The following is a 13,179-nucleotide window of genomic DNA, read 5'->3' on the forward strand; positions in this document are numbered from 1 at the left end:
AAGATAAGTTCTCTGTGCTGAAATGAGAAAATAAATTAAATTTGACTCACTTAATTCCTTTTGCGATGTCCATCACTTATCAAGTTAATCCACCCATCACGGCCTCCCATTTCATCGACATTTTGCAGCGATCTACCTTAGGTGAGCGCCGGCCCTTACATGATATAGCGGCCATGGAACAAATGTTTAGCCATGGGAATGTCTATGTAGGGGCTTATGAAGGGGTGAAACTCGTGGGTTTGGCTCGCGTAATGACTGATTTTGTTTTTACATCCTACTTGTCGGACCTAGCGGTAGACGAAGCCTACCAAAATCAAGGAATTGGTAAACAGCTTATTCGTGAGGTACAAAAAGCGATACCTAAAGCCAAGATTATTCTATTAGCTGCTCCTGCCGCCGAGGGCTATTATCCGAAAATCGGCATGCAGCATCATGAACATTGTTATACACTAGCTCCAGGAGAGGAATTAATGTAACACAACCAAACGTTTGCTATAAGTTCTTCCTGTGTTTGATTTGAACGAGACGAAGTAATTAGCCGAAATCCAAGCGCTCGTATTGATTGCTAGATATTTAGCCTTCGTCAGTGCATTTCGATAAACCATTTTACCGGCCATATCATAAATTTCCAATTCGCCATTCGCAGGGTTTTCCCACGATAGTTCTACCTGATCAGTGCTTGGGTTCGGGGTACAATTAAAATCAAAATTTAACTTATCCAACGAAATAACAGGAAAAGCGGAAAATGCGAAAGCACGCATTCCTAACTTATTTTTGATGAAGGGGCCTTGGAATGCAAATTCGCTTTTCCCGCCAATAAAATCGCGGTTATAATCAGGTAAGTATCCGATCACATTACCCAAGTAGTCTTGTGTAAATGTAATAACAACTTTGTTTTCAGTCGCCTCAATCGATTTAATGTAGGGCTCAAATGAACCCATATTGATGGAATCCCAAAAGAAATTTTTGGCTAATTTTCTCGTTACACGGTTCCCTTGATTATCTATGATCGTGGTATCCTGCGTAATACTGATCTCTTGACCTTCATCAAATTCCAAAAAGAGCTTATTTCTTGTTTGCTCAGACTCAAAATATGCACGCTTAATGTTAGGGCTTTCAATCTGTGGACTATATGTTTTTTTATAGATGTATTTCGAGATTAATCTAAATTGCTCGAGTGCCGTTTGCTGGTATCCTTTAATCGAATAATGAAGTCGGTCAAACCCAACGGTCCCAACCGTTGCAAAAGACTTGACATACGGATTACTCGTATGTAATTGTCTTACTGTTTCACGCAATTTTGAAGCCTCAGAACAGGTGAATTCATACACGTTTAATTGTGGCGCGAATACATACTGCACCGATGGGAAAAACTGCTTGTATTTAGCCAATAACTGGTTGAGTTTCCCCGACCAAAGTAATGCTGCATCCTTTTCCGCCGTTTCATTTTCTCCTTGCCGGTATATGATTCCTTTTACATCATTTAGGACACCCGACTTCAGTGCTTTGTAATACATGATATTACCCCCATCGATATTACCATCTATTTTACCATCTAATTGTAGGTGAAAGTCTATGTAACTTCCGCCTGCGCCAGAATTGATCATGGCAACCGGGATGTTTTCGGATTCAATAATTAACCTGGCCATTTCTGCGGCAAATGGTCCTATACGATTGACTTGTTTCGTCGAAACATCGTTTGGAACTGACCATAATGTATCTGCTTTATTATAGGGCCCATAATTATTGGGTGGCTGAACCAGGCCAAATGAGCGAACCCACTCTTTCATATAAACCGTTTCGTCAATCCCCCCAGTCCATGCATTGGATTGCCCAGTAACAAAATATACATCACCTGCGACTAAATTAGTCCTCGATGTGATTTTGGTTGAATCTTTCCCCGTATATGCATATACCTCAACGCCATATTCTGCTAGCTCAGCTTTAATTTGAAATTTCTGCGTAAATGGCGCCGAGTTACCAGAAAATGTTAATTTTTGTTTTGATTGAGCTGCCAATTTTCCATTTCGTAACAGAAAAAAGCCTATGTCAGAATAAGTGTTTTTAGTTGACTTGCCGACAATCGAAATTGTCGCTTCATTGGTTGATTTTCTTGGATATAGCTGAAAATCTTGCGGCAAGGCTGAAAAAGAAAAGTCACCAATTTGCTGCGCAGAAATATTCGTCGTTCCGAAAAATAGGAAAACACAAAATGGCAATAATTTACGAAGCATAGCTGTCCTTTAAATGAAGGTGTTTCTTTTCGCCCACAATTTACAATAAATCGGGTATTAATAATAATTGAAGAATGAATATCGCCGCTCACAACAAGATGGAGCGAAATATTGAAAATTTAACTAACTTGTTTGTTCATCAATAAAGCATACCTATGAAAATATTCTCCTATCGGAGTCTCGGGGTCCTACTCGCTTTCCTCGTGCATGGACTTCAAGCCCAAGTAACTTTTCCTATTAACGATGTCGCCAATCCACGCGCAGGTTATTATGCCTTCGTTCATGCGACTGTCGTAAAAGATGCCAAAACAACTTTGCAAAATGCGACCCTAATTATCAAACAAGGACGCATTGAGGCAGTTGGAACTTCGGTTGCCATCCCAAAAGATGCCGTTGTCATCGAATGCAAAGGCAAATTTATCTACCCAAGTTTCGTGGATGCATTCAGCGATTATGGCATGGATGCTGTGACAGCTAGCAATTATAGCTACCGCGCTCCCTCACAAATGCTGAGCAATACTAAAGGGCCATTCTCTTGGAATCAAGCATTAAAATCAGAAGTTGAACATGCGAAACATTTCGCTGTGAACGAATCCAAAGCGAAAGAACTTCGCAAATTGGGATTCGGTGCAGTTTCTACCTTGCAGCCTGATGGAATCTCTCGCGGAACAAGTGCCCTAGTTTCTTTAGCGAAAGACCGAGAGAATATGGTTATTCTAAAAGAAAAAACGGCCGCTCATTTCTCTTTTGAAAAAGGTTCTTCTACGCAAGATTATCCAGGCTCTTTGATGGGTAGCGTTGCATTGCTTCGCCAAAATTTCTTGGATGCGCAATGGTATAAATCAAAGCCTGCACAAGAAGGTTTGAACTTAAGCTTAGACCGATTCAATCAAAACGCTGGCCTTCCACAGATTTTTGCGGTGACCGAAAAATGGAATGTATTACGTGCCGATAAAATCGGTGATGAATTTGGTGTGCAATACATTATCAAAGGTTCTGGGGATGAATACCAACGAATCGATGAAATGAAAGCGACGAAAGCGTCCTTCATTTTGCCACTAGCTTTTCCACAGACAATTGATGTGGATGACCCGACCGACATGCGTTTTGTGAACGTGGCGGAATTGAAGCATTGGGAATTAGCTCCCACGAATCCAGCCGCTTTTGAAAAGGCAAACATTTCTTTTGCTTTAACGGCGAATGGATTGAAAGACATTAGCTCGTTTATGCCAAACCTTCGCAAAGCCATTCAATATGGTTTGTCGGAGCAAAAAGCAATGGAGGCATTGACGACAATACCAGCACAATTATTAGGTGTTTCGGATTTAGTGGGTAGTCTAGATCAAGGCAAAGTAGCCAATTTTTTCATTGCAAACGGACCGGTTTTTGCTGAGAAATCAGCCATCATCGAAAACTGGGTGCAAGGCAGTGGCTACGCCGTTCAGTCCGATTTATGGACGAATTTAGCCGGAACTTACCAAATCAACTTAGGTTCACCAGCGAAATTAGTCATTCAGGGAGAGCCAGGTTCTTACAAAGCGTCCTTGATCGCTAGTGATACGACGCAAGTAGATTTGACTCAAAAAGAGCAATTAGTGAATCTTGGCTATGCAAGCAAAGCGGATAAATCACAACGTGTTCGTTTGACGGGATCATTTGATGGATCTAGCATTTCAGGTACAGGCCAATTAGCATCAGGCAATTGGATTTCTTGGAAAGCCGTTCGTTCTGAAGCTGCGAAATCAGATTCTGTTCAAGTAAAAACGAATAAACCTGAAGCTGTAGGTGATGTAGTTTTCCCTTTCAATGGTTTTGGTCAAAAGACGATTGCTAAGCAAGAGAACTTGTTAATTCAACACGCTACGGTTTGGACGAACGAAAAACAAGGGGTGTTGAAAGATGCCGACGTACTCGTAAAAGCAGGTAAAATCGTCCAAGTAGGCAAAGGCTTAAAAGACCCAACTGCACGTATCGTTGACGGAACGGGAAAACACGTGACAGCGGGTATCATCGATGAGCACTCACACGTGGGTGCTACCGGCGGAATCAATGAATGTACACAATCTGTTACGGCGGAGGCACGTATCGCCGATGTCATCGATCCCGATGATGTGGATATCTACCGCCAGTTAAGTGGAGGTGTGACTGCGAGTCATATTCTACACGGAAGTTGTAACGTGATCGGTGGACAAACACAATTGTTGAAGTTCCGTTGGGGTCAAAACGCGGAGGCGTTGAAATTTGCCAACTGGGATCCTTTCATCAAGTTCGCTTTAGGTGAAAACGTGAAGCGTTCTTGGAACACATCTAATCCACGTTTCCCGGATACGCGTATGGGGGTTGAGCAAGTGTTGACGGATGCGTTTACACGTGCAAGAGATTATGAGAAATTAGGTCCAGGTAAGCGGATTGATTTGGAGTTAGAAACGCTTTTGGAAATCTTAAACAAGAAACGTTTTATTACTTGTCACTCCTATGTACAAAGTGAGATTAATTCTATCTTGAAAGTGGCTGATAAATTCGGTTTTACGGTGAATACGTTGACGCACATTTTGGAAGGTTACAAAGTAGCTGATAAAATGAAAGCGCACGGAGCAAATGCCTCTACATTCGCGGATTGGTGGAATTACAAAATGGAAGTATTGGATGCCATTCCACAAAACGCGGCTATCATGCAGGCGGTGGGTGTGAATGTTGCGATCAATTCGGATGATGCGGAAATGGCACGTCGTTTGAACCAAGAAGCGGCTAAATCAATCAAATATGCAGGCATGTCGGAAGAAGATGCTTTGAAAATGGTGACCTTGAATCCTGCCAAAATGTTGCACGTCGCTGATCGCGTGGGTAGCATCGCACCCGGAAAAGATGCCGATTTAGTTATTTGGTCAGATCACCCATTAAGTATTTATGCGAAGTCGGAGAAGACCATCGTAGACGGAACCGTTGTGTTTGATCGTGCGGAAGATGCGAAACTACAAGTGGCCTTACAAACGGAAAAACAACGCTTGATTCAAAAGATGATTGCGTCGAAAAAAGGGGGTGCTTCCACGCGACCATCTGCTCCGTCAGTGAAAAAGCAAAACATGTGTGAAGAAGATCACAACCATGATAAGAGCCTTTGGGAGCGTATCGCAAGTCGTTTTATTGATGAAGACCATATTAATGAATAAGAACATGAAAAAGCTATTAATACCTATATTTTGCTTTTTGGGCCTATCATTGATGGCTCAAGAAACCATGCATCCTTCCCCGGCACAAACGAAAAAAATCGTGATTACCGGGGCAACCTTGCATATCGGCAATGGCCAAGTGATTTCCAATGGAACCGTTTCTATCGATAAAGGGAAGTTGACGATTTTGTCCTCAGCTCCGGCTATATCTGCTGATGTTGAGCACATCGATGCGACAGGAAAACACATCTATCCAGGTGTCATTGCACCGAATACCAATTTAGGTTTGGTGGAAGTAAGCTCCACGAAATCGACCGTTGATTTCGACGAATTAGGCGAAATGAATCCGAATATTCGTTCGATTGTCGCATACAATACGGATAGTAAAGTGATCAATACCTTGCGTACAAATGGCGTATTGTTAGCTCAAATCGTTCCGCAAGGAGGCTTGATTTCAGGTTCTTCTACAATCGTTCAATTGGATGCTTGGAACTGGGAAGATGCAGCGTATGCCTTGGATAATGGCGTTCACATGACTTTTCCTGCGTTGATCAATCGTCCAAATGGCGGAGGCGGTCGTCGCGGTGGTGATTCAGATCCCGTGAAAGCGGGATTGGAGCGAATCGAAACGGCACGAGTATTTTTCCGTGAGGCAAAAGCGTATTTGAATGAGAAATCACATGCGTCGGTCAACTTGAAATTTGAAGCAACAAAAGGCCTTTTTGATCGTTCAAAATCACTGTATGTGCATTGTGATTTGGTGAAGGAAATGCTCACGGCGATTGATTTTGCCAAGGAGTTTAACTTCAAATTAGTGATCGCGGGCGGTACGGATAGCTGGATGATTGCAGATATTTTAGCTGCGAACCAAGTGGCTGTTATTTTGCACGAACCTCACGCGCTCCCTGCTGCAGAAGATGATGCGGTAGATCAACCGTATAAAACGGGTGCCCAATTGCAAAAAGCAGGCGTATTGTTTACCATTTGTCAAGACTCAGGTGATGGCTATACACAGATTCGTAACTTGCCTTTCTTGGCTGGAACGATGGCTGCTTATGGCTTAACGCGTGAAGAAGCTTTGTCGGCAATTACCCTAAACCCAGCCAAAATCCTAGGCATCGCTGATCGCACAGGAAGTTTGGAAAATGGGAAAGATGCGAACATCGTAATTTGTCAAGGGGATTTGTTAGATATGAAATCCAGTGTTGTGACACATGCGTTCATTCAAGGGCGTGCTGTCGATTTGAATAACAAGCATACGCAATTATACAATCGTTACAAGTACAAGTATAACTTGTAAGCTTTGTGTTTATTCTTGGGAGGGTCGGCAAAGCAATTTGCCGACCTTTTCATTTATTTAGCCTATTTTTGTTTTGTGAAACAGCGAATTCTTTTATTTGATACGATTCTAGATGGTCATCATCCAGATTACCTTTTCAATCTAATTGGCTATTACAGCGCGTTTCCGGAAATTGATTTATTTGTTGCAACGGGGGCTCTATTTCAAGAACAATTTGAATCTAGGAAACAACAAGAGCAGCTCGTTTGGGGTAAAAACATAACATTTTTGCCTATTCCCATGGAGAAAATCCAAGGTATCCATGCACTGTCGATTTACAAACGCTCCTTTGTCGAGTGGAATTTGATGTTAGATTTGGCCAATCAGGTTCATGCAAGTCATTCACTCCTCATGTATTTTGATTATTTTCAGTTAGGGGCATGGCTGGGTAAAAGAGCGTCTATTCCTGTTTCAGGGATCTATTTTAGACCTAATTTTTTAGCGAATCAAAAGGGTTTTTATCCCCGATTGAAAAAATGGATTCTGAAAAAATCGTTACAATCTGGCCAATTAAAAAACTTGTTTTGCCTTGGGACGGAATCATTGGCTGCCATCCAGGCATTATCGCAAGAGGTTAATGTTGAGGATCTATGTGATCCCGTTAGATTATTCAATATTGATCAAAAAGACCATTCGGACTTTCAGGAGAAATTACAGTTACCTGCGAATAAAAAAGTATACTTAAATTTTGGACACCTTGATAACCGAAAAGGGATTGAATCCTTTTTAAAAGGATGTGAAAATCTGCCAAATTCGGTTTTAGAATCAATGTGCTTGTTGCTCGTGGGTCCTATACGGCCAGCATACCAACAAGTCATCGAAGCTGCAATTGCTCGAGTACCGGGATTACAAGTAATTTGTCGATTTGGGTATCTGCCCGCCCCTGAGGTACAGATGTGTTTTGAAGCGTCTGATGTGGTTTTATTATTATATCAAGGACACCTAGGTTCTAGTTCTGTTCTTGTACGCGCAGCCATGGCGAAGAAGTTGATGTTAGGTTCTGACAAGGGTCAAATCGGAGCTCTAATTCAAAAAAACCATTTTGGTTTGGCGGTTGATTCCTCATCTCCATCTGCAATTAAGGCTGCAATTGAGGAATTACAAGGCAATAAAGTATCCTTGGATATTTCCTCTTGCGACGCATTTGCATCTTCAAATTCAATTCAAAAATTTGGTGATACTATAAGGCTAGGTATTGAATCTTCGTACTAAGATCCTTCAGTAAATTCTTCGTTCTTTCAGGTCGGGCATCCGTAATAAACACCTGACCAAAATGATCTTCTGCCATCATTTCAATCAATCGTTGAATCCGTCGGTCGTCCAATTTATCAAAAATATCATCTAACAGCAGGAGCGGCTTCCGTGGTTTGACTGCGGTTAACGCATCAAATTGTGCCAGTTTTAATGCCACAACAAAGCTTTTGGTTTGGCCCTGGGAACCGTATTTTTTCAAGGGATATCCATTAATCTCAAAATCAAAATCATCCCGATGTATACCGATCGTCGTTCGTTGGGCTGCAAAATCCTGCCGCTCCGCCTGTTTCAAGGCCTCGTCTAATTGACCCGCCACAAACGTAGATTCCAAACGAATCATGACTTGCTCTCGATCATCCGATAGGGCAGCATAATGCGCCTGAAATCGAGGTAAAAAGTCCTTCAAAAACTCAATTCGTGCTTGGTTAATGGATTCGCCCAAGATAACCAGCGGCTCATGGTAGCTTGCAAGCATCAAAGCGTCATGTGTGCCCGTTTCGGCAAACATTTTCAAGAGGCTGTTGCGCTGCTGGACAATGCGATTGTAGCGCATCAAGTTCTCTAAAAATCCGCGGTCTAATTGGGCCATCACACCATCGAAGAAGCGTCTGCGCGTATCACTGCTGTCGCGCACCAAGTCCGTATCGTGGGGATCCATCAATACGATGGGGAAGTTTCCGATGTGGTCTGCGAGGCGTGTATAGGGTTTTTGGTCCCTTAATAAGGCTTTTTTCTGGCCCTTTTGCACGGCACAGGTGATTTGTGTTTCCGTCTCGGGAACATGCTCATCCTTTTGGAAGATGAAACTGCCCTGAACCATGAAAAAGGAATCGCCGTGTCGGATACATAAGGGGTCTGCGACACCTCGGGCACTTTTGGTCAGGGAAAGAAAATGGATCGCATCGAGGAGATTCGTTTTGCCGATTCCGTTCTCGCCTACGATGCAATTGATGTTGGGAATAAATTCAAATTGCGCCTCCTCGTAGGATTTAAACTGTTTGACCTGTAAAGATTTTAGGTACATAGAGACGAGTGAATGGGCACAATGCTGTAAAAATAAAGAATAATACGCGATTTTTTGGCTGCTTGCGTGTTTTGTTTTAATTTCGCCTTGATTTTGACTGGGGCATTTTCCCTAGGCAACAAAAAATTTCCGATCGACAGATGGCAAAGAAAGAAACACAAGCACCTAAGTATTCCAAAGAGACCTACATGTATTGGTATGAGTCTATGCAATTGCAACGCAAATTCGAAGAGAAATGCGGTCAATTATATGGGATGCAAAAAATCAAAGGTTTTTGTCACTTATACATTGGCCAGGAGGCTTGTTCTTCTGGTTCTAAATCTGCCTTACGTGAAGGCGATAAATACATTACAGCTTACCGTGACCACGGTATCCCGTTAGCTTTAGGTACTTCACCGAATGCAATCATGGCGGAATTATACGGTAAAATTACGGGTGCTTCCAAAGGAAAAGGTGGTTCGATGCACATCTTCGATAAAGAAGTTGGTTTCGTAGGCGGACACGGTATCGTAGGGGCGCAAATCCCATTAGGTGCAGGTTTAGCTTTTGCTGAAAAATATAAGAAAACAGGTAATGTTTCAATCACGTATTTCGGTGATGGTGCGTCACGTCAAGGAGCTTTGCACGAAGCGTTCAACATGGCAATGACATGGAAATTACCTGCGATCTTCGTCGTAGAAAACAATGGTTATGCAATGGGTACTTCGGTTGCTCGTACATCGAACGTAACAGAATTATACCAATTGGGAGAAGCTTATGACATGCCATCAGAAGCGGTTGACGCGATGGATGTAGAGGCAGTTCACGAAGCGGTTTCTCGTGCTGCGGCGCGTGCTCGTGCGGGTGAAGGTCCTACGTTTTTGGAATTCAGAACATACCGTTACCGTGGACACTCCATGTCTGATCCACAAAAATACCGTTCAAAAGAAGAGGTTGAAGCTTACAAAGAGCGTGACCCGATCGAGCAAGTAAAGCAACGCATTTTGGATTTTGGTATCGCGACACAAGCAGATTTAGATGCAATCGATGCAAAAATCAAAGTTCAGGTTCAAGAATCTGTTGATTTTGCTGAGGTTTCTCCTTTCCCTACAGCGGATGAAGCATACAAAGATGTATATGTACAGCAAGATTATCCGTTCATCGCCGAGTAATTTTACAGACAATTATATGAGAGGCGCGGGATGTATTCCGCGCCTTTTTTATTATACCAGTAATTTGTCGATAGCCAAAATCTCGTCTCGGAACTTCGCCGCTAATGGGAAATCCAAATCCCGTGCCGCACGTTCCATTTCTTTTTGAACCGCCTCTTTTTGTTTCTTGAGCTCGGGTTTGCTCATATAGGCCAATAGTGGATCTGCCGCCTGTAAGGATTCTTTTGGTGTAATGCCATACGATTTCATCGGTTTCGCCATACGATCCGCAATGGACGTCTGCTCCATGATTTCATCATGACTGCGCCAAATGGTTTTCGGTGTGATGCCATGTTCCGTGTTATAGGCCATTTGTTTTTCTCGCCGACGATTCGTTTCGCTAATCGCACGTTCCATCGAGCCGGTCATCTTGTCCCCATACATAATCACACGGCCATTTTCGTTCCGGGCTGCCCGACCAATCGTCTGAATCAAGGAACGAATATCTCGTAGGAAACCTTCTTTGTCGGCATCCATGATGGCTACCAAAGAAACCTCCGGCAAATCCAAGCCTTCGCGTAATAGGTTGACACCCACCAATACATCTATAACACCTAAGCGTAGTTCTCGCAGGATTTCTACCCGCTCCAAGGTTTTAATTTCCGAGTGAATATATCGACATTTGACGCCCACCCGATCAAGGTATTTGGACATTTCCTCCGCCATGCGTTTGGTCAAGGTTGTGATTAATACACGCTCTTTTTTCTTGATGCGGTCATAGACCTCGTCTAGTAAATCGTCGATTTGATTTTTTGTCGGACGAACCTCGATTAACGGATCCAAAAGTCCCGTTGGTCGAATGATTTGCTCGACCACCACACCCTCGGATTGTTTTAATTCATAATCAGAAGGTGTAGCTGACACGTAAATCGTTTGGCCTACGATATCCTCAAATTCCTGAAAAGTTAACGGCCGGTTGTCCATCGCGGATGGTAAACGGAAGCCGTATTCGACTAAAGATTCTTTCCGGGAACGGTCCCCGCCGTACATGGCACGAATCTGCGGCATAGTTACGTGGCTTTCGTCCACGACCATGAGGAAATCATCAGGGAAAAAGTCGAGCAAGCAGAATGGACGTTGCCCCGGTTTCCGCTGGTCAAAATAACGTGAGTAGTTTTCGATGCCGGAGCAATAACCCAGTTCGCGCATCATTTCTAAATCGAATTCCGTCCGCTGCTTGATGCGTTCCGCCTCTTGCAGTCGGCCATCTTTCCCGAAATATGAGATTTGATTCACTAAATCCGCTTGAATATCTGAAATGGCATTGTTCAAGGTTTCGCGACCTGTCACAAATAAATTCGCGGGGAAGATCGCGACCATCGTTTCTTTGGAAATTTTCTTACCCGTCCAAGGGTCGATGCGATGAATCTCTTCGATTTCATCCCCAAAGAAAATGATGCGATACCCAAAATCAGCATAGGCTAAAAAGATATCCACGGTATCGCCTTTAACGCGGAAAGTTCCACGTAAGAATTCCCCTTCGGTTCTGGAATAAAGAATCTCGACGAGTCGGAAAAGAAATTGATTCCTTGAAATCGTTTCTCCAACCCCGATTCGCATAATCGAATTCTTATATTCGTCGGGATTCCCCATACCATAAATGCAGGAAACGGATGCGATGACGATGATATCTCGCCGACCGGACATCAGGGCCGCAGTGGTTGCGAGCCTTAATTTCTCAATTTCCTGGTTGATGGAGAGGTCCTTTTCGATGTAGGTACCTGTGGAGGCAATGAAGGCCTCTGGCTGGTAATAATCGTAGTAGGATATGAAATATTCGACGGCGTTTTCTGGGAAAAAAGATTTGAATTCGCCGTATAATTGAGCTGCAAGTGTCTTGTTATGGGATAAAATCAGGGTAGGGCGGTTGACCTCTTTGATGACATTCGCGATCGTAAAGGTTTTTCCGGAACCGGTTACCCCCAAAAGCGTTTGTGATCTTTCTTCTTTATTAAGCCCTTCCACCAATTCCTTGATGGCATTGGGTTGATCCCCTGTAGGTTGGTAGGATGAAGCGATTTTAAATTCCATGTTCAAAAGTACATAATATTCGCTTGCGGAGAATAGGAAATGTGGCGGGAATCGGGTTATTTTTGAGGGTAAAAAAATCAACAGATGATCAAAACGATTGCTTTATTAGGCGTAGGCTTTTTAGGATGTGCATCCAAAGAGGTTTCTTCTCCATTTCTGCCCACGGAGCCCACTACGCCCATTGCACCCAAGGTGTACACATTTACAAAAGATCCGATTTGGTCGGACGAATTTGAAACGCCGGGTTTGCCTAATGAAAAATTTTGGTCTTACGATGTAGGCGGTTCGGGTTGGGGTAACAATGAGCTACAATATTATACCAAAGCAGATTTAGATAATGCGCATATTGAAAATGGCCTATTAACGATAGAGGCACGTAAAGAATCTATGGGGGCAATGAATTATTCATCCGCCCGTATCGTCACCAAAGGCAAGCAAGATTTCTTGTATGGCAAAGTGGAAGTTCGCGCTAAGATTCCTGCGGGTCGCGGAAACTGGCCGGCAATTTGGATGTTGGCAAGCCAATCAGATTACGGATCTACCTATTGGCCAGATAATGGCGAGATTGATATTTTGGAACATGTGGGTTATGACCCTGCGGTCATGCATTTTTCGGTGCATACCAAAGCCTTCAATCATGTCATTGGTACACAAAAAACGGCTACAACACGTATTGATGATTTTGATACGGCCTTTCATGTTTATACTTTGGAGTGGACACCTCAGTCGATTAAGTCATACATTGACGACAAGTTGTATTTTACCTTTGAAAATACGGGTCGAGGATGGGAGGAATGGCCGTTTGACAAGAAACAACATATCTTGTTGAATTTGGCTATTGGAGGAAACTGGGGTGGCCAAAAAGGAGTAGACGACACGATCTTCCCGAATAAGTTTTTGATTGATTATGTCCGCGTGTACGGATTAAACCCATAGA

Annotated in this window: 9 protein-coding genes; 6 read left to right on the plus strand and 3 right to left on the minus strand. The window is 43.1% G+C overall.

Annotation, left to right across the window (positions count from 1 at the left end):
* Positions 1 to 41: 41 nt before the first annotated feature.
* Positions 42 to 476 carry a GNAT family N-acetyltransferase gene (locus SKC38_RS01540; protein WP_377974493.1) on the plus strand — a complete coding sequence of 145 codons (435 nt, stop codon included), beginning with the start codon at positions 42 to 44 and terminating at the stop codon, positions 474 to 476.
* On the opposite strand, the gene SKC38_RS01545 is transcribed toward SKC38_RS01540, so the two are convergent.
* Positions 468 to 2,234: a T9SS type A sorting domain-containing protein gene (locus SKC38_RS01545; RefSeq protein WP_377974495.1), complete on the minus strand. Its 1,767-nt coding sequence runs from the start codon at positions 2,232 to 2,234 to the stop codon at positions 468 to 470. The two genes, SKC38_RS01540 and SKC38_RS01545, sit on opposite strands and share 9 nt — an antisense overlap.
* Before the next feature lie 155 nt (positions 2,235 to 2,389).
* Here SKC38_RS01545 and SKC38_RS01550 point away from each other — a divergent pair, with 155 nt between their 5' ends.
* The 3 genes from SKC38_RS01550 to SKC38_RS01560 all read left to right on the plus strand — a co-directional run bounded on the left by SKC38_RS01550 (position 2,390) and on the right by SKC38_RS01560 (position 7,955).
* Positions 2,390 to 5,404, plus strand: coding sequence for an amidohydrolase family protein (locus SKC38_RS01550; RefSeq protein WP_377974497.1), 3,015 nt, complete (start codon positions 2,390 to 2,392; stop codon positions 5,402 to 5,404).
* Positions 5,405 to 5,408: 4 nt separating this feature from the next.
* Positions 5,409 to 6,704: an amidohydrolase family protein gene (locus tag SKC38_RS01555; protein WP_377974499.1), complete on the plus strand. Its 1,296-nt coding sequence runs from the start codon at positions 5,409 to 5,411 to the stop codon at positions 6,702 to 6,704.
* Between the two features lie 75 nt (positions 6,705 to 6,779).
* On the plus strand, positions 6,780 to 7,955 hold the full coding sequence (locus tag SKC38_RS01560; protein ID WP_377974501.1) for a glycosyltransferase: 1,176 nt from the start codon (positions 6,780 to 6,782) through the stop codon (positions 7,953 to 7,955).
* Here the strand turns inward: SKC38_RS01560 and recF are convergent.
* On the minus strand, positions 7,924 to 9,021 hold the full coding sequence (gene recF / locus SKC38_RS01565; protein WP_377974502.1) for a DNA replication/repair protein RecF: 1,098 nt from the start codon (positions 9,019 to 9,021) through the stop codon (positions 7,924 to 7,926). The two genes, SKC38_RS01560 and recF, sit on opposite strands and share 32 nt — an antisense overlap.
* Before the next feature lie 140 nt (positions 9,022 to 9,161).
* On the opposite strand from recF, the gene pdhA reads away from it, so the two are divergent.
* Positions 9,162 to 10,172, plus strand: a complete 1,011-nt coding sequence (gene pdhA, locus SKC38_RS01570) for a pyruvate dehydrogenase (acetyl-transferring) E1 component subunit alpha (protein WP_377974504.1) — start codon at positions 9,162 to 9,164, stop codon at positions 10,170 to 10,172.
* Between the two features lie 51 nt (positions 10,173 to 10,223).
* Here pdhA and uvrB read toward each other — a convergent pair whose 3' ends face one another.
* Complete coding sequence (gene uvrB / locus SKC38_RS01575) at positions 10,224 to 12,242, minus strand: excinuclease ABC subunit UvrB (RefSeq protein WP_377974506.1); 2,019 nt, start codon at positions 12,240 to 12,242, stop codon at positions 10,224 to 10,226.
* An 84-nt stretch (positions 12,243 to 12,326) separates the two neighbouring features.
* On the opposite strand from uvrB, the gene SKC38_RS01580 reads away from it, so the two are divergent.
* The gene (locus tag SKC38_RS01580; protein ID WP_377974508.1) at positions 12,327 to 13,178 is read left to right on the plus strand and encodes a glycoside hydrolase family 16 protein; all 852 of its coding nucleotides are present in this window, start codon (positions 12,327 to 12,329) and stop codon (positions 13,176 to 13,178) included.
* The last annotated feature ends 1 nt before the right edge of the window (position 13,179 follow it).

This window comes from Aquirufa echingensis (assembly GCF_042714525.1).
GTDB classification, from domain to species: Bacteria; Bacteroidota; Bacteroidia; order Cytophagales; family Spirosomataceae; genus Aquirufa; species Aquirufa echingensis.